The 20,419-nt window shown below is 71.0% G+C and carries 16 protein-coding genes; 4 read left to right on the forward strand and 12 right to left on the reverse strand.

Going from position 1 to position 20,419, the window contains the following annotated elements:
- Nucleotides 1-19 precede the first annotated feature (19 nt).
- The 4 genes from QA861_RS39140 to hrcA form a co-directional block, all read right to left on the reverse strand.
- The gene (locus QA861_RS39140; RefSeq protein WP_334593580.1) at nt 20-763 is read right to left on the reverse strand and encodes a 16S rRNA (uracil(1498)-N(3))-methyltransferase; all 744 of its coding nucleotides are present in this window, start codon (nt 761-763) and stop codon (nt 20-22) included.
- On the reverse strand, nt 760-1,881 hold the full coding sequence (locus tag QA861_RS39145; RefSeq protein WP_334593581.1) for a nitronate monooxygenase: 1,122 nt from the start codon (nt 1,879-1,881) through the stop codon (nt 760-762). The genes QA861_RS39140 and QA861_RS39145 overlap by 4 nt, the downstream gene beginning before the upstream one ends.
- 90 nt (nt 1,882-1,971) lie before the next feature.
- Nucleotides 1,972-3,108, reverse strand: a complete 1,137-nt coding sequence (gene dnaJ, locus QA861_RS39150) for a molecular chaperone DnaJ (RefSeq protein ID WP_006376132.1) — start codon at nt 3,106-3,108, stop codon at nt 1,972-1,974.
- A gap of 1 nt (nt 3,109) precedes the next feature.
- Nucleotides 3,110-4,126 (reverse strand): heat-inducible transcriptional repressor HrcA, encoded by a 1,017-nt coding sequence (gene hrcA / locus QA861_RS39155; RefSeq protein WP_334593582.1) that lies wholly within the window; start codon nt 4,124-4,126, stop codon nt 3,110-3,112.
- 274 nt (nt 4,127-4,400) lie between these two features.
- On the opposite strand from hrcA, the gene QA861_RS39160 reads away from it, so the two are divergent.
- Together QA861_RS39160 and QA861_RS39165 are read left to right on the forward strand one after the other, a co-directional pair.
- The gene (locus QA861_RS39160; RefSeq protein WP_334593583.1) at nt 4,401-5,180 is read left to right on the forward strand and encodes an MBL fold metallo-hydrolase; all 780 of its coding nucleotides are present in this window, start codon (nt 4,401-4,403) and stop codon (nt 5,178-5,180) included.
- A gap of 31 nt (nt 5,181-5,211) precedes the next feature.
- Complete coding sequence (locus QA861_RS39165) at nt 5,212-6,045, forward strand: DUF3097 domain-containing protein (RefSeq protein ID WP_334593584.1); 834 nt, start codon at nt 5,212-5,214, stop codon at nt 6,043-6,045.
- A 278-nt stretch (nt 6,046-6,323) separates the two neighbouring features.
- On the opposite strand, the gene hemW is transcribed toward QA861_RS39165, so the two are convergent.
- Together hemW and QA861_RS39175 are read right to left on the reverse strand one after the other, a co-directional pair.
- Nucleotides 6,324-7,556: a radical SAM family heme chaperone HemW gene (gene hemW / locus QA861_RS39170; RefSeq protein ID WP_334593586.1), complete on the reverse strand. Its 1,233-nt coding sequence runs from the start codon at nt 7,554-7,556 to the stop codon at nt 6,324-6,326.
- Nucleotides 7,557-7,752: 196 nt separating this feature from the next.
- The gene (locus tag QA861_RS39175) at nt 7,753-9,870 is read right to left on the reverse strand and encodes a SpoIIE family protein phosphatase (RefSeq protein ID WP_334593587.1); all 2,118 of its coding nucleotides are present in this window, start codon (nt 9,868-9,870) and stop codon (nt 7,753-7,755) included.
- 291 nt (nt 9,871-10,161) lie between these two features.
- On the opposite strand from QA861_RS39175, the gene QA861_RS47320 reads away from it, so the two are divergent.
- Nucleotides 10,162-10,290, forward strand: coding sequence for a hypothetical protein (locus tag QA861_RS47320; RefSeq protein WP_443041700.1), 129 nt, complete (start codon nt 10,162-10,164; stop codon nt 10,288-10,290).
- 191 nt (nt 10,291-10,481) lie between these two features.
- Here the strand turns inward: QA861_RS47320 and QA861_RS39185 are convergent, their stop codons facing one another.
- Both QA861_RS39185 and lepA read right to left on the reverse strand, forming a co-directional pair.
- Nucleotides 10,482-12,356, reverse strand: coding sequence for an AMP-dependent synthetase/ligase (locus QA861_RS39185; protein ID WP_334593589.1), 1,875 nt, complete (start codon nt 12,354-12,356; stop codon nt 10,482-10,484).
- 343 nt (nt 12,357-12,699) lie between these two features.
- A complete protein-coding gene (lepA, locus tag QA861_RS39190) occupies nt 12,700-14,580 on the reverse strand; it encodes a translation elongation factor 4 (protein WP_334593590.1) in 1,881 nt (626 codons plus the stop codon).
- Between the two features lie 276 nt (nt 14,581-14,856).
- On the opposite strand from lepA, the gene rpsT reads away from it, so the two are divergent.
- Nucleotides 14,857-15,123, forward strand: a complete 267-nt coding sequence (rpsT, locus tag QA861_RS39195; protein WP_006377997.1) for a 30S ribosomal protein S20 — start codon at nt 14,857-14,859, stop codon at nt 15,121-15,123.
- Between the two features lie 393 nt (nt 15,124-15,516).
- On the opposite strand, the gene holA is transcribed toward rpsT, so the two are convergent.
- The 4 genes from holA to QA861_RS39215 all read right to left on the reverse strand — a co-directional run bounded on the left by holA (nt 15,517) and on the right by QA861_RS39215 (nt 20,398).
- Complete coding sequence (gene holA, locus QA861_RS39200; RefSeq protein ID WP_334593591.1) at nt 15,517-16,509, reverse strand: DNA polymerase III subunit delta; 993 nt, start codon at nt 16,507-16,509, stop codon at nt 15,517-15,519.
- A 79-nt stretch (nt 16,510-16,588) separates the two neighbouring features.
- Nucleotides 16,589-16,834, reverse strand: a complete 246-nt coding sequence (locus QA861_RS39205) for a hypothetical protein (protein WP_334593592.1) — start codon at nt 16,832-16,834, stop codon at nt 16,589-16,591.
- Between the two features lie 161 nt (nt 16,835-16,995).
- On the reverse strand, nt 16,996-17,835 hold the full coding sequence (locus QA861_RS39210; protein WP_334593593.1) for an arylamine N-acetyltransferase family protein: 840 nt from the start codon (nt 17,833-17,835) through the stop codon (nt 16,996-16,998).
- A 4-nt stretch (nt 17,836-17,839) separates the two neighbouring features.
- Nucleotides 17,840-20,398, reverse strand: a complete 2,559-nt coding sequence (locus QA861_RS39215; protein ID WP_334594990.1) for a ComEC/Rec2 family competence protein — start codon at nt 20,396-20,398, stop codon at nt 17,840-17,842.
- Nucleotides 20,399-20,419: the final 21 nt, after the last annotated feature.

The following is a 20,419-nucleotide window of genomic DNA, read 5'->3' on the forward strand; positions in this document are numbered from 1 at the left end:
GCACCCAAGGACCAGGACCCTAGGACCAGCGTCCGGTGCGGCCGAGCAGCAGTGCCGTCGCGGCGGTTCCGGCGGTGGAGGTACGCAGCACACTGGCCCCGAGCCGGTACGCCTTCGCCCCCGCCGCCTCGAAGAGGGCCAACTCCTCGGGGCAGACGCCGCCTTCGGGCCCGACGACCAGCACGATGTCTCCGGTGGAGGGGAGTTCGGCGGTCGCCAGCGCGGCGCTGCCGTACTCACGGTCCTCGTGCAGTACGGCGGCGAAGTCGGCTTCGGCGAGCAGCGCGGCGACCTGCTTGCTCGACGCGGCGTCCGCGACCTCCGGGAACCGCACCCGGCGCGACTGCTTGCCGGATTCCCGGGCGGTGGCACGCCACTTGGCGAGCGCCTTCAGCCCACGATCCCCCCGCCACTGCGTGACGCACCGCGAGGCGGCCCAGGGAACGATGGCGTCGACACCGGTCTCGGTCATCGTCTCGACGGCCAACTCGCCCCGGTCACCCTTGGGAAGAGCCTGGACGACGGTGATACGAGGAGACTGGGCGGCTTCCTCGACGACCGACCCGAGCCGCAGCACCAGTTGGTCCTTGCCCTCGGCGGCGACGACCTCGCCCTCGGCCCAGCGCCCGGCGCCGTCGGTGAGGACGACGGTCTCACCGGCCTTCAGCCGCTTCACGGAGACGGCGTGGCGTCCTTCGGGCCCGTCAAGGACGTACTGGCGGACATCGGGCAACCGCTCGACGACGAACACGGGAGCGGTCACGAACGCTCGCCCCCGCCCAGCAACGCGTCCCGCGCGGACTCGATCTCGTCCACCAGCACCCTCACCAGCTCCCCCGCCGGAAGCTCACGGGCCATCCTGTGCCCCTGTCCCGCCCAGAGCGCCATACCCTGCGCGTCGCCGGCCGCGGCGGCCTTCTTGCGGACGGGCGAGGTGAGGTGGTGGACCTCGGGGTAGGCGGCGGGCGCGTAGGGGCCGTGCTCGCGCAGGAAACGGTTCACCAGACCCCGGGCGGGCCGGCCGGAGAACGCGCGCGTCAGCTCCGTACGGACGAAGAGCGGGTTGGTCAGCGCCTGCTTGTGCAGGGCGTGGGCGCCGGACTCGGGGGTGGCGAGGAAGGCGGTGCCGAGCTGGGCGGCGCTCGCGCCCGCGGCGAGGACGGCGGCGATCTGGCTGCCGCGCATGATCCCGCCGGCGGCGACGAGGGGAAGGTCGACGGTCTCGCGGACCTGGGCGATGAGGGAGAGCAGCCCGACTGCGGACCCGTCCGCCTCGGCGTTGTCACGATGGGTGCCCTGATGGCCGCCGGCCTCGACGCCCTGCACGATCACGGCGTCGGCCCCGGCCCGCTGTACGGCGAGGGCCTCGTCGGCGGTGGTCGCGGTGACCAGGGTGAGCGTGCCCGCGCGGCGGAGGGAGTCCAGTACGTCGCTGCTGGGCACCCCGAAGTGGAAGGAGACGACCGGGACCGGGTTGTCGAGGAGGACGGCGAGCTTGGCGTCGTAGCCGTCGTCACGTCCGCTGTCCGGGTCGCCCAGCTCGGTGTCGTACCAGGTGGCCTCACCGGCGAGCTGATGGGCGTAGACCTCGACGGCGGCGCTATAAGGGGGCGCGGCTTCAGCCGCTCCGGTGGAGCCGGTGCTTGCACCGGGATACTCGGGCTGCGGCATGAAGAGGTTCACGCCGAAGGGGCGTCCGGTGAGCCCGCGCAGCTGCTTGATCTCCTGGTACATGCCGTCCGCGGTCTTGTACCCGGCGGCGAGGAACCCGAGCCCGCCCGCGTCGGCGACGGCACCGGCGAGCTGCGGGAGGGAAACGCCGCCCGCCATGGGCGCCTGCACGATCGGGTGAGGGAAGAGATCGGTCAGTGCGGAGGACATGACGGCATGTTGTCACGTCCTCGGCACAAGTCCCGAATCAGGCCGTAGGGGGCCCGGGGGCGTAGCCCCCGGACGCCCCGCGCCCAACCATCAGCGTCCGTTGAACGCGTCCTTCAACCGCGAGAACAGCCCCTGCTGCCCGGGCTGGAACTGCCCCGTGGGCCGCTCCTCACCCCGCAGCAGCGCCAGCTCCCGCAGCAACCGCTCCTGCTCGGGATCGAGCTTCGACGGGGTCATGACCTCGACATGGACGATGAGGTCACCGCGCCCCCCGCCCCGCAGGTGCGTGACACCCCGCCCGTGCAGCGGAATCGACTGCCCGGACTGCGTGCCCGGACGGATGTCGACCTCCTCCAGCCCGTCGAGCGTCTCCAGCGGCACCTTCGTGCCCAGCGACGCCGCCGTCATCGGAAGAGTCACCGTGCAGTGCAGATCGTCCCCGCGCCGCTGGAACTGCGAGTGCGGCAGCTCATGGATCTCGACGTACAGGTCACCGGCAGGGCCACCACCGGGCCCCACCTCACCCTCACCGGCGAGCTGGATCCTCGTACCGTTGTCGACACCCGCGGGAATCTTCACGGTCAGCGTCCGCCGCGACCGCACCCGCCCGTCACCGGCGCACTCGGGGCACGGGGTCGGAACGACCGTCCCGAACCCCTGGCACTGCGGGCAGGGCCGGGACGTCATGACCTGGCCCAGGAAGGACCGCGTCACCTGGGACACCTCACCCCGGCCGCGACACATGTCGCAGGTCTGGGCGGAGGTCCCCGGCGCCGCACCCTCACCACTGCAGGTGGCGCACACCACGGCCGTGTCGACCTGGATGTCCTTGGTCGTCCCGAAGGCGGCCTCGTCCAGCTCGATGTCGAGCCGGATCATCGCGTCCTGGCCGCGCCGCGTACGCGACCTCGGCCCCCGCTGGGACGCCGTTCCGAAGAACGCGTCCATGATGTCCGAGAAGTTCCCGAAGCCACCGGCGCCGAAGCCGCCCGCGCCTCCGCCGCCCGCCTGCGAGAGGGGGTCGCCGCCGAGGTCGTAGACCTGCTTCTTCTGCGGGTCCGACAACACCTCGTACGCGGCGTTGATCTCCTTGAACCGCTCCTGCGTCTTCGGATCGGGGTTGACGTCCGGGTGCAGCTCGCGGGCGAGCCTCCTGAACGCCTTCTTGATCTCGTCCTGGGACGCGTCGCGGCGCACGCCGAGTACGGCGTAGTAGTCCGTGGCCACTTTAGGACTCCGCCAGGATCTGTCCGACGTACCGTGCCACTGCGCGTACCGCTCCCATCGTTCCCGGGTAGTCCATGCGGGTCGGTCCGACCACGCCGAGCTTGGCCACTGCCTCGCCGCCCGAACCGTAGCCGACCGACACGACGGACGTGGAGTTGAGTCCCTCGTATTTGTTCTCGTGACCGATTCGTACGGTCATGCTCGAATCCCCGGCCTCACCAAGGAGTTTGAGAAGTACGACCTGTTCCTCCAGGGCTTCCAGAACGGGTCGGATAGTGAGGGGAAAGTCATGTCCGAAGCGGGTCAGATTGGGCGTTCCGCCAATCATCAGCCGCTCCTCGGTCTCTTCGACGAGCGTCTCCAGAAGGGTGGAGAGCACCGTCGCGACCGTACCCCGGTCCTCCCCCTCGAAGGCGTCCGGGAGATCCTGCACGAGCTGCGGCACATCCGCGAACCGGCGGCCCGCGACCCTGCTGTTGAGCCGCGCGCGCAGATCCGCCAGTGCCGTCTCCCCGAAGGGCACCCGGCAGTCGATCATCCGCTGCTCCACCCGGCCCGTGTCCGTGATCAGCACGAGCATCACGCGCGCGGGAGCGAGCGAGAGCAGCTCCACGTGCCGCACGGTCGAGCGGGTGAGCGACGGATACTGCACGACGGCGACCTGCCGCGTCAGCTGGGCGAGCAACCGAACGGTCCGCCCGACCACGTCGTCGAGATCGACGGCGCCGTCCAGGAAGTTCTGGATGGCACGCCGCTCTGGCGCGGTCATCGGCTTGACGCCGGCGAGCTTGTCGACGAAGAGCCGGTAGCCCTTGTCGGTCGGGATGCGCCCGGCGCTGGTGTGGGGCTGGGCGATGAAGCCCTCGTCCTCCAGCACCGCCATGTCGTTGCGGACGGTCGCCGGTGAGACCCCGAGGTTGTGCCGCTCGGTGAGCGCCTTGGACCCGACCGGCTCCTCGGTGCCGACATAGTCCTGGACGATGGCGCGCAGCACTTCGAGCCTGCGTTCACTGAGCATGCGCACACCTCCAGCTGTCGTCCCCTGAGGCCTACCCCGGTAACCGGGCTTCCGCACCGACCTGCACGGCTCTTCGGCTCTCCATTGACCTTCCCTGGCACTCTTCGTGTCCGAGTGCCAGACTTCCCCGGCCCAGTGTACGGCTGTCGGGTACGCCCCCGGCAAGGGCGGCCCACACCGACCTGCCGACCTGTACCGACCTGTCCTGCGATGTCGTGTCCTCGGCGACCTGCTCAGGCCCGCCGCTTCGGCGTCCTCGGGCTAGCGTCGCCGTATGAAGGTGACTTGGGAAGAGCCTGGGTGGGGCGGCCTGGGCTGGGAGCGGCTGGCGGCCGGGGTGGGGCGGTGCAGGCTGCCGGGGTGGGACTGCACGGTGGGGCTGGTGACCGGGCCGGGCGGCGCGCTGCTCGTCGACGCCGGATCGAGTCTCGCGGAGGGCGCGAGACTGCGCCTGGAGGCCCAGTCGCTCGCCGGGCGCCGTGTGGACTTCCTCGCACTCACGCACCCCCATTTCGATCATGTTTTCGGGGCGGCGGCATTCGCGGGTGCGCACGTCCTGGCGGCAGGGGGCGCGGACGGTTCGGGAAGCGAATTCGGGAGATCGGGGCGCGAGGCGTTGTGCGCGGACGCGGTACGCAACGGTCTGGACGCCCGTACGGCGGAGGAGGCGGCGGACACCTTGGTCGTTCCGCGCCAGGAGGTCCGAAGGAGCCTCACCGTCGAGCTGGGCGACGGCGGCCCGGAAGTCGCCCTGTGGAACGTGGGCCCGGGCCACACCAGCAGCGACCTGGTGATCGTCGTACCCGGCAACAGCGACAGCGACCCGACGGTCGTCTTCTGCGGCGACCTGGTCGAGGAGTCGGGCGACCCCCAGGCGGGCCCCGACGCCGTACCGTCGCACTGGCCGACGGCCCTGGACCGCGTCCTCGCCCTGGGCGGCGAGGACGCGCTGTACGTACCCGGCCACGGCGCGGTGGTGGACGCGGCGTTCGTACGGGCCCAACGGGACGCCCTGGCAAGGCGTTTCGGCGTGTCGCGGGAGCCGGTGGCCTGACGGCAAGACCGCTTCTCCTATCGTCATCCGAATGCGCCAGTACTCTCCGGACCTGACCCCACCGTGGAAGAAGCCCAAGCCCGTGCCGCAGGTCCCGGCGGACCCCGGCCTGGTGGTCGAGGAGCCGGGTACGGGCTTCTGCGGCGCGGTGATCCGCTGCGAGGCGGGCACGGTCACCCTGGAGGACCGCTTCGGCAAACACCGGGTGTTCCCGCTGGAGCCGAGCGGCTTCCTGCTGGAGGGCAAGGTGGTGACCCTGGTCCGCCCCACCGGGCCGCCGTCGACGTCTCCGACAGCGGCTTCGGTACGTCCGTCCCGCACCGCTTCCGGTTCGATGGCGGTTCCCGGTGCCCGCGCGCGGGTGGCCCGGGCGGGGCGGATCTACGTGGAGGGCCGGCACGACGCCGAACTGGTCGAGAAGGTGTGGGGAGACGACCTGCGCGTCGAGGGCGTGGTCGTCGAGTACTTGGGGGGCATCGACGACCTCCCCGCGATCGTGACCGAGTTCGCCCCTGGCCCGGACGCCCGCCTGGGCATCCTGGTGGACCACCTGGTCCCGGGCACCAAGGAGTTCCGGATCGCACGGTCGGTGACCAGCGAACACGCACTGGTGGTCGGGCACCCGTACATCGACGTGTGGGAGGCGGTGAAGCCCGCGTCACTGGGCATCCCCGGCTGGCCCCGGATCCCACACGGCCGGGACTGGAAGACGGGGGTGTGCCGGGAACTGGGCTGGCCGGAGAACACGGGCGCGGTATGGCAGGCGATCCTGGCCCGGGTCCGGACGTACAAGGACCTGGAACCGGAGCTGCTGGGCCGAGTGGAGGAACTGATCGACTTCGTCACAGCACCGTCGGACACGTGAGCACGCGTTCAACCCGAGCTTCTTTCCCCCCACCGCTTCGCAGCCCAGGCCGCACCCTCCCAGCGCAGGCCCGCGCCTTCAGCCCGTCCGGCACCTTCCCAGCGCGGGCCCGCATTTCCAGCCCGTCCGGCACCCTCCCAGCGCAGGCCCGCATTTCCAGCCCGTCCGACGTTTGAGGACAAGGCCCGTTCAGGGCCGGAGGGGGGTCTGGGGGCGCAGCCCCCAGGAACGGGATGGGACGGGTAAGGGCGGCGGGGGCGAAACAACCCAGGCCCCCTTCAGTCCACCAGATCCCGAACCACCGCATCCGCCAACAACCGCCCCCGCAACGTCAACACCGCCCGCCCCTCCCCATAGGGCCCCGCCTCCAGCAACCCCTCCCCCAACGCCCGCCCCGCAGCCGCCAGCCCGGCACCCCGCAGCAGCGCCAACGGCACCCCCTCCCGCAACCTCAGCTCCAGCAGAATCCGCTCGACCCGCCGGTCCTCCTCCGACAGCACCTCACGCCCCGCCCCCGGCGACCGCCCCGCCGCCAGCGCCCCGGCGTACGCCCCCGGATGCTTCACGTTCCACCACCGCACGCCCCCCACATGGCTGTGGGCCCCCGGCCCCGCGCCCCACCAGTCGGCGCCGCGCCAGTACAGCTCGTTGTGCAGGCACCGGGCCGCCTCCGAAGTCGCCCAGTTGGACACCTCGTACCAGTCGTAGCCCGCCGCCCCCAGCACCTCGTCGGCGATCAGATACCGGTCCGCGTGCACGTCGTCGTCGGTCATCGGCACCTCGCCCCGGCGGATACGCCGAGCCAGCTGCGTACCCTCCTCCACGATCAGCGCATAGGCGCTCACATGGTCCGGCCCCGCCCCGAGAACCGCCTCCAGCGAGGCCCGCCAGTCGTCGTCCGACTCGCCGGGCGTGCCGTAGATCAGGTCGAGGTTCACATGGTCGAACCCCACCGTCCACGCCTCCGCGACACACGCCTCGGGCCGCCCCGGCGTGTGGGTACGGTCCAGCACCTTCAGCACGTGCTGCTTCGCGCTCTGCATCCCGAACGAGATCCGGTTGAAGCCGCCCTCGCGGAGGGTGGCCAGATACCGCTCGTCCACCGACTCCGGGTTCGCCTCCGTCGTCACCTCCGCGTCCGCCGCGAGGCCGAACTCGTCACGGATCGAGCGCAGCATCCGTACGAGATCGTCGGCGGCCAGGAGAGTCGGCGTACCGCCTCCCACGAACACCGTGCGGACCTCGCGGGGGTCGTCGCCCAGCACCTTCCGCGCGAGCCGGACCTCGTCGATGAGCGTGTCCGCGTAGTTGTCGCGGGAGGCCAGGACACCGCCCGTGCCGCGCAGCTCGGTCGCCGTGTAGGTGTTGAAGTCGCAGTAGCCGCAGCGGGTCGCGCAGTACGGGACGTGGAGGTAGAACCCGAGGGGACGGTCCGCGGCCCCGGCGAGCGCGGGGGCGGGCAGGGCGCCGTCGTCGGGGACGGGTTCGCCGTCGGGGAGTGCGGAGGGCATGCCTTCCATTGTCCAGCACCGCCGCGCCGACCCGCCCCACCCGATGACCTGGGCATCGCCGGGGCGCCATCCGGGCGTCGGTCGCACGCGTCGATCGGACGGCGTCAGTCGGACGGCGTCGTCGGACGGCGTCGATCGGACGCGCCAGCCGGGCGCGTCAGCCAGACGCGTGAGTCGCACGCGTCAGCCAGGCACGTCAGTCGGTCTGCAACACCAGCAGCGCCAGATCGTCCTCCGGCGGCTTCTCCCCGAACTCGTGCACGAGTCGCCGGATACGTTCCGCGATCAGCTGGGCGTCCAGCCCGGCGCAGCCGGCGAGGGCGCTCGCCAGCCCGTCGCCGTCGTCGAACTGGCGGGGCCCGCAGCGCCGCTCGGTGACCCCGTCGGTGACGCACAGCAGGCTGTCGCCCGGCCACAGCTCGAAGCTTCCGCTCGTGTACGTCTCGTCCTCGACGACCCCGAGCAGGGTCTGCGGTTCAGCGGCCGTAAGGACCTCACCGCCCGCCCGGAGCACCAGCGGCAGCGGATGCCCGGCCGAGGCGAGAGTGCAGCGCACGCCCCCGTCGAAGGGCGCGAGCTCGCCGTAGAGGAGGGAGAGGAAACGGGTCTGCGGGCCCTCGCCCGGCCGCACCGCGGCCGGGACGGCGGGATCGGCGGAGCCCCCCGATCCCACAGAACCCACCGCGCCCCCCGAACCCACCGGTGGCGCGGGCCGTCCGTCCGCCGCGACCAGCGCGCGGGCCGCCGCGTCCGCCGTCTCCGTGGCGTCGTCGAGGAGCAGCTGGTTGAGGCGGTCGAGGACATCGGCGACCCGATAGCCCTCGCGGGCGAGCAGCCGAAGCCATGGGCGGGCGAGGCCGATCACCACGGCGGCTTCCGGACCCTTGCCCTGGACGTCGCCCACGGCGAAGCACCAGCGGCCGTCGCCGGCCGGGAAGAGGTCGTAGAAATCGCCGCTGGGGCCCCCCTTGTCGCAGGGTTCGTAGACGAGGGCGCTGCTGACGCCGGGGATCTCGGCGACGGCGCCGGGCAGCAGCCCGCGCTGGAGGATGCGGCTGATGGTTGCCTGGCGGGCGTACTGGCGGGCGGCGCCGATGGCGAGGGCCACGCGGCGGCTGAGATCCTCGACCAGGCCGGTGACCTCGTCGGGGAAGCGGATCGTCCCGGCCCGCCCGATGACCAGCGTGCCCAGCGGCCGGCCGCCCGCGACCAGCCGGTAGGCGAGCGCGGCGCCGGTCTCCTCGTGCCCGCCGAGCGCCTCGCCGGGCCAGGGCACGGTGACCGGCCCGGTTCTGGTGGTGTCGGGCGGGCGCGGTGGGTCCTTCTCCAGGGCGCGGCGCAGCTCCTCGATACGGTCCTCGCTGCCGTGCCAGACCCCGGCGAGCCGCGGCCCGGGCCCGGTGTACCCACCGTCCACATCCCCGCCTCCGCCTCCGTCGCCCCAGCTCCCGCGCCCCATGGACTCGTCCTCCACCCACACCGCGCACCAGTCGGCGAGGCGCGGCACGAGGAGCTGTCCGGTGAGCGCGGCGACGAGGTCCTCGTCGAGCTGTCCGGCGAGCAGGTCGGAGGCCTCTGCGAGGAACGAGAGGGCGCCGTGATTGAGCCACTCCTCGTCGTGCGGGTCGCGGTGCGGCTCGGGGGCGAGGAACTCGGCGACCCGTAACCCCTGCCCGAGCACCTGGGTACCGGCGTACGGGTCGAGGTCGTCGTCGACCGTCATGCCGTCGGCGGGGAGCCGCGCCCAGACGGTCTTGACGCCGGTGCGGTAGGTGACCCCCCAGGCCTCGGAGAGTGCGGAGACGAGGCGCAGACCACGCCCGTACTCCGGCATGTCGTACGGGAGTTCGACACCGCCGTCCCGGGGTGCGCGGGAGGGATGGTGATCGGACACCTCGACGACGAGCGCGACGCCGCTCATCCCCTCCCCTTGCCCACCCTTCTCGCCTTCTTCTTCCCGCCCGTCCCCCTCCGACTCACCCAGCTCGTCCCGCTCCCCCGGCGTCTCCAGGCGGCACTGCAGCTCCACGTCCGTCCCCGCGTGGACGACGGCGTTGGTGACGAGTTCGCTGACGACCACCATGGCGTCGTCGATGAGCCGGTCGGGCAGCGACGCGGCGCCGGACAGGCCGAGTTGAGCCCATTCGGCGAGTGCCGCGCGGACGAGGCCGCGGGCGGCGCCGGGCGCGAGAGGGCCACCGCCGAGCGTGGCGTGGGCCACCGCACGCCGGTTCACACCCCGACGCGCGGGCGCGCCGGGCGCACGGGACGGCGCACGGGGCACGGTCTCCCGTTGCGTCGGAATGGCCCCCATCAGCAGCTCCCGAGCAGATCGTACGAATACACCTCAGCGGACGCGGACAGAGTGACAGACCGGCCACGCCCATAAGCGCCGAGTTACCGAAGTGGGCAGCCATGAGTGAGAACAGTGCTACGCAAGTGCTCGAAGACGGACAGATTCGAGCATCCGGTCTACGTCCACTGGTCACCGCGACGACAGCGGCCCGGGAAGGTGACTTCGCAATTCAGATCGTGGACCGCGATGTGCATTGCACTTCAACTCCGAGGTGCAGCGCGTACGGCGAGCCCCGGTGCGGCCGGGGCCGTGAACAAGATGGTCGACCAGTTGTCGTCGTTCACCGGCGAGCTGACCCGGGTCAGGCGCGAGGCCGGTACGGCGGGGCGGCTCGGTGGACGCGCCAAGGTCCATGACATCGCCCTGGTGACCACATAGGTGGCCCGGGAAACCCTCCGGCCACCGAGGCGCTACTGAGGCAGCTCCGAGAACTCCACCAACTGCTGAACAAGGGCCGCGAGTCCCAGCCCAAGGGGCGCGGGGAACTGCGCGACAAGCCACAACGCACGCGCACCCGCACGGGCACCCGCACCCGCACCCGCACCGAGTCCCCCGCGCCCCACCCCCCTTTACGCCTCCCGAGACCCCGCATACATCTCGTCGATCAGATGCTTGTACTCCCGCTCGACAACCGGCCGCTTCAACTTCAGGCTCGGCGTGATCTCCCCGTGCTCAACATCGAGATCCCGCGGCAGCAAGCGGAACTTCTTGATGGTCTGCCACCGCTGAAGCCCCCCGTTGAGCTCCTTGACGTACCCCTCGATGAGAGCCACCGTCCCCGGCGCGGCCACCACCTCCGCGTACGACTTCCCGTCGAGCCCGTTGTCCTTCGCCCAGCTCAGGATCGACGGTTCGTCGAGCGCGATGAGGGCCGTGCAGAAGTTCCGGTCGGCGCCGTGGACCAGGATGTTGGACACGTAGGGGCAGACCGCCTTGAACTGTCCCTCGACCTCGGCGGGCGCGATGTACTTGCCGCCGGACGTCTTGATGAGGTCCTTCTTGCGGTCGGTGATGCGCAGATACCCGTCGGGCGACAGCTCGCCGATGTCACCGGTGTGGAACCAGCCGTCGGACTCCAGTACCTCGGCGGTCTTCTCGGGCAGCCCGTGGTAGCCCTCCATGATCCCGGGCCCGCGCAGCAGGATCTCGCCGTCGTCCGCGATGCGCACCTCCGTGCCGGGCAGCGGCTTGCCGACCGTGCCGGTGCGGTAGGCCTCGCCGGGGTTGACGAAGGAGGCGGCGGAGGACTCGGTGAGGCCGTAGCCCTCCAGGATGTGGATGCCGACGCCGGAGAAGAAGAAGCCGATCTCGGGGGCGAGGGCGGCCGATCCGGAGACACAGGCACGCAGGTTGCCGCCGAAGGCCTCGCGGATCTTCGAGAAGACGAGCGCGTCGGCGACCTTGTGCTTCGCGGCGAGACCGAAGGGCACGGAGGCGGTGCCGGTGCGTCGGAAGTTGTCCTGGCTGACCTTGGCGTGCTCGCGGGCGACCTCGGAGGCCCACTGGAAGATCTTGTACTTGGCGCCGCCACCGGCCCGCGCCTTGGCCGCGACCCCGTTGTAGACCTTCTCGAAGATGCGCGGCACAGCGGCCATGTACGTCGGCTCGACGACCGGCAGATTCTCGATGATCTTGTCGACCCGGCCGTCGACGGCGGTGACGTGCCCGACCTCGATCTGGCCGGAGGTGAGCACCTTGCCGAAGACATGCGCGAGCGGCAGCCACAGGTACTGCACGTCGTCGGCGCTGATCAGCCCGGTCGCGGCGGTCGCCTTCGCCATGTACGCCCAGTTGTCGTGGGGCAGGCGGACACCCTTGGGGCGGCCCGTCGTACCGGACGTGTAGATGAGGGTCGCGAGCTGGTCCTTCGTGATGGCCCCGACCCGCTCCTTGATCAGGTTCGGGTGCTCCTCCAGGTACGCGGCACCCCGCTGCTCCAGCTCGGCGAGGGTGAGCACCCCCTCGCCGCTCTCGACGCCGGCCGGGTCGATGACCACGACATGGGTGAGTTCGGGGAGGTCGGCGCGCTTCGCCTGCGCCTTGGCGAGCTGGGCCGCGTCCTCGGCGATCAGCACCTTGCTGGCGGAGTCGGCGAGGATGAAGGCCGACTCGTCGGCGTTGGTCTGCGGATACACCGTGGTCGTGGCGGCGCCGGCGCACATGATGCCCAGGTCACCGAGGATCCACTCGACGCGGGTGGCGGAGGCGAGCGCGACGCGCTGCTCCGGCTGTACGCCCAGGTCGATGAGGCCGGCGGCGATGGCGTAGACCCGTTCCGCGGCCTGCGCCCAGGTCAGCGACTTCCAGTCGTCGGGGCCCTCACCGGCGGCCGGGGGCACCGGGTAGCGGTAGGCCTCCGCGTCCGGCGTGGCGGCCACGCGATCCAGGAAAAGACCGGCGACGGACGGCGGGCGGTTCTCGATCAAGGTCTGTGTGTCGCTCACGACATCCTCCGGGGCCCGCGGCAGTGCGGCGGCTGGCTCATTTGCGGCTGTTGTTACTGCGTCTTCCCGGGGGACGACCCCCGGACCCCCAGCAGAGAAGCAGGTCAGCAGGGTGGGACCGACCTGCACATCACGAGGCGAACCTGAGTGACTCGCGAGTAACTACCGAGCAGAGATCAGAGTAAGGGGCGACCGCCCGGCGCGTAAGGGGCGACGGCCTGTCACTTCCTACAGAGAGCGGCTGTTCGTTTCCTACAGGGCCGACGGTACGCACACGAAGGGGGCCCGCCGCGTTCTTGCGCGGCGAGCCCCCGTTCTCCCGATTCCCACGGGTCGGCGTCGGCTACTTCTTGCCCTTGCCCGACCCCGCGTTCTCGTCGCTCGACAGGACGGCGATGAAGGCTTCCTGCGGAACCTCCACGGAGCCCACCATCTTCATCCGCTTCTTGCCCTCCTTCTGCTTCTCCAGCAGCTTCCGCTTACGCGAGATGTCACCGCCGTAACACTTGGCGAGAACGTCCTTGCGGATCGCGCGGATGGTCTCGCGGGCGATGACCCGCGACCCGATGGCGGCCTGGATGGGGATCTCGAAGGCCTGGCGCGGGATCAGCTCGCGCAGCTTGGCGACGAGCCGTACGCCGTACGCGTAGGCCGCGTCCTTGTGGGTGACGGCGGAGAAGGCGTCGACACGGTCGCCGTGCAGCAGGATGTCGACCTTCACCAGCTGGGCGTCCTGCTCTCCGGTGGGCTCGTAGTCCAGGGAGGCGTAGCCACGGGTCTTGGACTTCAGGTTGTCGAAGAAGTCGAAGACGATCTCCGCGAGAGGGAGCGTGTAACGGATCTCGACCCGGTCCTCGGAGAGGTAGTCCATGCCGAGAAGGGTGCCGCGGCGGGTCTGGCAGAGCTCCATGATCGAGCCGATGAACTCGCTGGGAGCGAGGATCGTGGCCCGGACGACCGGCTCGAAGACCTTGTCGATCTTGCCCTCGGGGAACTCGCTCGGGTTGGTGACCGTGTGCTCCTTCCCGTCCTCCATGATCACGCGGTAGACCACGTTGGGCGCGGTGGCGATGAGTTCGAGGTTGAACTCGCGCTCCAGGCGCTCACGGATGACATCGAGGTGCAGCAGGCCGAGGAAGCCGACGCGGAAGCCGAAACCGAGGGCCGCGGAGGTCTCCGGCTCGTAGACCAGGGCGGCGTCGTTGAGCTGGAGCTTGTCCAGCGCCTCGCGCAGGTCGGGGTAGTCCGAGCCGTCCAGCGGGTAGAGGCCGGAGAAGACCATCGGCTTGGGGTCCTTGTACCCGCCGAGGGCCTCGGTGGCACCCTTCTCCTTGCTGGTGATGGTGTCACCGACCTTGGACTGACGGACGTCCTTCACACCGGTGATGATGTAGCCCACCTCGCCGACGCCGATGCCGTCGGCCGAGGTCATCTCGGGGGACGAGACGCCGATCTCGAGGAGCTCATGGGTGGCGCCGGTCGACATCATCTTGATGCGCTCGCGCTTGTTGAGCTGGCCGTCGATGACACGGACGTACGTGACCACGCCCCGGTAGGAGTCGTAGACCGAGTCGAAGATCATCGCGCGGGCGGGGGCGTCCTTGACGCCGACCGGGGCCGGGACGTCGCGGACGACCCGGTTCAGGAGCGCGTCCACGCCGACGCCTGTCTTCGCCGAGACCTTGAGCACGTCCTCGGGCTGGCAGCCGATGAGGTTGGCGAGCTCCTCGGAGAACTTCTCCGGCTGGGCGGCCGGCAGGTCGATCTTGTTCAGCACCGGGACGATGGTGAGCTCGTTCTCCATCGCCAGGTACAGGTTGGCGAGGGTCTGGGCCTCGATGCCCTGGGCGGCGTCGACGAGGAGAACGGTCCCCTCACAGGCCGCGAGCGACCGCGAGACCTCGTACGTGAAGTCGACGTGTCCCGGGGTGTCGATCATGTTCAGGATGTGAGTCCTGCCCTGACCGCCCCCGTCACCGTCGGTCGGGGCCCATGGCAGACGCACCGCCTGGGACTTGATCGTGATGCCGCGCTCGCGCTCGATGTCCATGCGGTCGAGGTACTGGGCGCGCATCTGCCGCTGGTCGACCACTCCGGTCAGCTGGAGCATCCGGTCGGCGAGCGTGGACTTGCCGTGGTCGATGTGCGCGATGATGCAGAAGTTGCGGAGCAGCGCCGGGTCGGTACGGCTCGGCTCGGGCACATGGCTAGGGATCGCGGGCACGCAGGGTCCTGATTCTTGAGGCGTCCGCAGTGTCTGCGGTCTCGGGTCGGATCGATACGTAGGCTCCATGGTCCCACGGGTGGGGAGCGGGGACCGGTTTGGGCGGGTTCGCCGGGCCCCGGCTGCCGGATTGGGCTGTCCCGAGGGCGACTGGTAGCCTGGGCCGTTGTGTCTCATGCCCTCTCAGCAGGAGGCACACGTGCAGTGAAAACCAAGAAGCAATCAAACGGCGCGTGAGGCATGCCCTCGTGCGCCTGAACCTGAAAAGGCTCATTCGTGGCGAACATCAAGTCCCAGATCAAGCGGATCAAGACCAACGAGAAGGCCCGGCTGCGCAACAAGGCCGTCAAGTCCTCCCTGAAGACCGCGATCCGCAAGGCCCGCGAGGCCGCTGCCGCGGGTGACGTCGCGAAGGCGACCGAGGCTCAGCGCGCTGCCGCGCGTCAGCTCGACAAGGCCGTCTCGAAGGGCGTCATCCACAAGAACCAGGCCGCCAACAAGAAGTCGGCGCTTGCTTCCAAGGTCGCCACCCTCAAGGGCTGAACCTCTCTTTCCTTGATCTGATCCAACCGCCGGAGGACCAGAGCGGGCCCTCTCTCCCGCTCCCACCCGGCACCCCGGCTCCACGCACGATCTGCGTTCGCCACGCGGGCGTGAAGCCACCAGCAACACCAGAAGACTCTTGACCCGAAGGCCCCGGCCACTGTCCTCCCCAGGACAGCGACCGGGGCCTTCGGCATGAACACCGACAGGTGCCTTCCAACGCAGGCCCGCGCCCTCAGTCCGTCCGGCATCTCTTCGGCGCAGGCCCGCACCTTCAGCTTGTCCGGCGTTTGAGGACAAGGCCCCTTCAGGGCCGGTGGGGGTCTGGGGGCGCAGCCCCCCAGGAACAGGATGGGACGGGTAAGGGCGGCGGGGGCGAAAAACCCCACCCCCCTACCCGCGCCCCCGAGACCGAGCCGCCCGGGCAATCACCACAACCGCCTTCTCCAACGCGTACTCGGGATCATCCCCGCCCCCCTTCACCCCCGCGTCAGCCGCAGCCACCGCCCGCAACGCCTCAGCGACCCCATCCGGAGTCCACCCCCGCATCTGCTGCCGCACCCGATCGATCTTCCACGGCGGCATCCCCAGCTCCCGAGCGAGATCCGCCGGCCGCCCACCACCCCGCGCGGAGGACAGCTTCCCGATCGCCCGCACCCCCTGCGCCAACGCGCTGGTGATCAGCACCGGCGCCACCCCGGTGGACAACGACCACCGCAACGCCTCCAGCGCCTCCGCCGCCCGCCCCTCGACGGCCCGGTCGGCGACCTCGAAGCTCGACGCCTCGGCCCGCCCCGTGTAGTACCGGCCGACGACCGCCCCGTCGATCGTCCCCTCGACATCCGCGACAAGCTGAGTCACCGCGGACGCCAGCTCCCGCAGATCACTGCCGATCGAGTCGACGAGCGCCTGGCACGCCTCCGGTGTGGCCGACCTCCCCGTCACCCGGAACTCCGACCGCACGAACGCCAGCCGATCCGCCGGCTTCGTCATCTTGGGACACGCCACCTCGCGCGCCCCGGCCTTGCGTGCCGCGTCGAGCAGCGCCTTGCCCTTGGCTCCCCCCGCGTGCAGCAGCACGAGGGTGATCTCCTCCGCGGGCGCCCCGAAGTACGCCTTCACATCCTTGACCGTGTCGGCCGACAGATCCTGCGCGTTGCGTACGACCACGACCTTGCGCTCCGAGAAGAGCGACGGGCTGGTCAGCTCAGCCAGCGTGCCCGGCTGCAACTGGTCCGAGGTCAGGTCTCGTACGTCCGTGTCGGCGTCGGCGGCCCGGGCGGCGGCCACCACCTCCTGCACGGCACGGTCGAGCAGGAGGTCCTCCTGGCCCACGGCAAGCGTGACGGGGGCGAGAGGGTCGTCATGTGCGGTCTTCTTGGCCATCCCGGAAAGCATCCCACGAGCCACTGACAACGCACCCCGCCCCCAGCCCCGCCCTCCCGCTGGCTGGCTGGCTGGCTGGCTACGTCTCCTCCCGCCACCCCTCCCACTCCCCCACGAACTCGTCCAGCTCCTTCGGATCCAGCCGTCCCGCCTCGTCCCGCAGCACCACGAGCCACTGCGCGTCCTCCGCGTCGTCCTCACCGGCCAGGGCATCCCGTACGAGCTGCGGTTCCTCACCGATACCGAACCGGTCCCGCAGCGCCTCCACCACGTCCTCGGCGGCATCACGGTCAGGCAGCACCAGCACATGTCTCACATCGTTCACGGAAACATCTTCCGCCACCCCGAGAGCCGATCCGCTCGCCCCAGGCACCCCCAGGCACCCCCCAGTTCACCTCCAGCCGCCACCAGTCACCCTCCAGCCGCCCTCAGCCACCCCCAGCCCTCCTCAACCGCCCCCGGTCACCCAGCTACCCCCCGGTGGCCTCAGCCGCCCCCACCGGACGCCCGTACCGTCGGCACACCCGGCACCTCGATCCCGAACCGCTCCCGGTACACGGAGAGCACCTCGCTGTCCGCCCCCAGCTCCCGCACCTCCCGTTCCCCTCCCGGCGCCGTCACCGTGAGACTCCGGCCGCTGAGCGTGATCCTCCCGCCGTCCTCCATGGCCCGCGAACAGACCAGGGACCGCGTGAAGTGCGACTCCGGCGAGGTGCTGTGCCACCAGGCCCCGGCGACGAAGTCCCCGAGCACGCGAGGCCGCAACTCCAGCCGGTACCGGCGCTCGCCGTCCCGGACCACGTCCAGGTCACCCAGGCCCCCGTCCGCCCCGCCACCTCGTGCTCCCGCCGCGTCCGGCGCCGCCTCGACGACCCGGAACGTACCGCCCGGATCCTCCTGCTCCTGCCGCTGCCCGATCGCCAGCGGCCGGTGACTGTGCGCCCCGAAGCCCACGTCGACCAGCCAGTCGCCGCCGTCCGCCGTCCGCACCCGCAGCGCGAGATGGTCGTAGGGGATGCCGAGCCGGTCCTCGTCGCCGTACACCCGCGCCGCGAGCAGCGTGACGTCGAAGCCCAGTGCCGTGAGCAACGCTCCGAAGACACCGTTGAGTTCGTAGCAGAACCCGCCCCGACGGGCGTTCACCACCTTGTCGAACAGCCGGTTCTCGTCCAGCACGATGTCCTCGCCCAGATGGATCGAGAGGTTCTCGAAGGGCACCGACATCAGGTGCCGCAGTTGCAGCTCGCGCAACACGTCGAAGGTGGGCGACACGGGACGCTCGACGCCCAACCGGCGGAGGTAGGCATCAGCCTGTGCGGGATTCATGGTCTCAGTTTCTCGCCACCCGCAACTCCCTGCCCGCACCGACGACCGCCAGTGCCCCGTCCTCATCCGTCCGCAGCACCACAGCACCCCCGTCCCTGAGCGTCGCCACCGTGCTGGGAGCCGGATGCCCGTACGTGTTGTCCGCGCCGCACGAGATGAGCGCCAGCCGCGGAGCAGCCGCCCGTATGAGGTCGGGGTCCTGATAGGCGGACCCGTGATGGGCGACCTTGAGGACGTCCACGGCACGTACCTGGGCGGCGGCCGGTGAGCTCAACAGCGCGCGCTGGGCCGGAGGTTCGAGGTCCCCGAGGAGCAGCAGGCGCAGCCCGGCCGACCGTACGAGCAGCGTGACACTGGCGTCGTTGGCGCCCTCCGGTTCAGGGGCCGGGGCAGGCCTCGGCCACAGCACCTCCCAGTCGAGGTCACCCGTCCGCCGCCGCTCACCGGCGACGGCACGCGTCACCGGGACGCGCCGGGCCGCCGCCTCCCTGAGCACGAACTCGGCCTGGTCCTCGGGCTCTTCGAACCCTGTCGTCTCGATCGCGCCCACCGACCGCCCGCGCAGTACGCCGGGCAGCCCCGCGACGTGGTCCGCGTGGAAGTGGGTGAGGATCACGAGGGGCACCTTGGTGATGCCGAGTTCGCGCAGGCAGTGGTCGACCAGTACCGGGTCGGGTCCGGCGTCCACGACCACACCGGTGCCTTCCCCTGCCGCGAGCACGGTCGCGTCCCCCTGCCCCACGTCGCACATGACGAACCGCCACCCCGGCGGCGGCCACCCCGTGATCACCCTGGTCAGCGGTACCGGCCGCACCACGACCAGGAGCAACAGCACCCCGCAGGCCGCGCACCACCAGGGATGCCTCAACAGTCGCGCGCCGGCGAACACCACGAGCACCATGCACAGCCCCAGCAGCAACGCGCCCGTCCAACTACCCGGCCAGTCCACTCCCCCTCCGGGCAGCGCCGCTCCCGTACGGGCGATGTCCACGATCCATCCCGCGGGCCAACTCGCGCCCCAGGCCAGCATCTTGGCCACCGGCATCGCCACCTGCGCCGAGGCCAGTGCCGCGAAGCCCAGCACGGTGGCCGGGGCGACGGCGAACTCCGCGAGCAGGTTGCACGGCACCGCCACCAGACTCACCCGTGCCGACAGTACGGCCACGACCGGCGCGCACACGGCCTGCGCCGCACCGGCCGCCGCCAGCGCCTCCGCCATCCGTGGCGGCACCCCGCGCCTGCGCAACGCCGGGCTCCAGCGGGGCGCGAGGGTGAGGAGCGCGCCGGTGGCGAGGACGGAGAGCAGGAAGCCGTAACTCCGCGCCAGCCAGGGGTCGTACAGCACCAGGAGCAGAATCGCTGTCGCCAGAGCCGGGATCAGTGACCGGCGGCGCCCGGTTGCGAGGGCGAGCAACGCGACGGATCCGCAGGCCGCGGCCCGCAGCACACTCGGGTCGGGCCGGCACACGACGACGAATCCCAGGGTGAGCGCGCCGCCGAGCAGCGCGGTCGTCCGGAGGGACAGGCCCAGGCGGGGTGCGAGGCCCCGCCGTTCGACCTGCTGGGCGAGGGCGGGCGGGCCGATGAGCAGGGCGAGCAGAATCGTGAAGTTCGCCCCGCTGACCGCCATAAGGTGCGTGAGGTCGGTCTCCTTGAACGCCTCGTCCAGCTCGGGTGTGACGCGGGAGGTGTCTCCGACGACCAGCCCGGGCAGCAGCGCCCGCGCGTCCGCCGGCAGGTCCTCGGTGGCGTCCCGCAGCCCCGCACGCAGTCGCCCCGCGAACCGCTGCGCCGCCGACGGCTCCCCCACCACCTCCGGCGCCGCACGGTCCCGTACCCGCAGCACGGCCGCGACCCGGTCGCCGCCCGTCAACGCGGGCACGAGCCGCCCGGTCACCCGCAGCCGCGTGGACGGCAACAGCCCTAGCCAGGGCGAACTCTCCGGCCCGTCCGCCGCCTCCGCCGCCGCTCTCGGCGCGTTAACCTCCCGGCGGAACGGTCCCGGCTTCCTCGGCTTCACGCCCATGTCGACGGTCACCAGCACGGGCGTCCGCGTCGCCTCCACACTCCCGTCCGCCTTCTCGACGCGCCGGACATCGGCCTCGATCAGTACGGCGGTCGGCAGGGCACGGGCGCCCTGGACACGGGGCCGGGTGAGTCGCGGATCGGAGGTGACCTCCAACTCGGCCGTCACACCGGCATACTGCCGCGCCAGTCCCGGCACCGGCCCCCGCCGCAGATCGGCCCCGTGCAGCCCGGCGGAGACCGCGGCGGCGGCGACACAGAGCAGCACGGCGGCCACGGAAACCCTCGACCAGTTTCCCCACCGGGGCTGTCCGGCCGACGCGAGACCGGGCTCCCCGGAAGTACGTCGGGCCAGCAGGAGCAGACCCGCCACGACCGAACAGACGACCGCACCGCCGGTGGCCCAGCCGGGCGGGACGTCCAGCGCCAGGGCGGCCGTCGCCCAGGCCGCCAGTGCGGGAGGCACCAACCGCAGGTCCGTCGGCCCTTCCTGCCGGGGATTGGCTGCCCCCAGGCGTTTCCCCGAGGCCGCGTGCACGGGCCTGCGTGCGCGGGGTGC

Origin of the sequence: Streptomyces sp. B21-083, from assembly GCF_036898825.1 — a bacterium.
Taxonomy (GTDB): domain Bacteria; phylum Actinomycetota; class Actinomycetes; order Streptomycetales; family Streptomycetaceae; genus Streptomyces.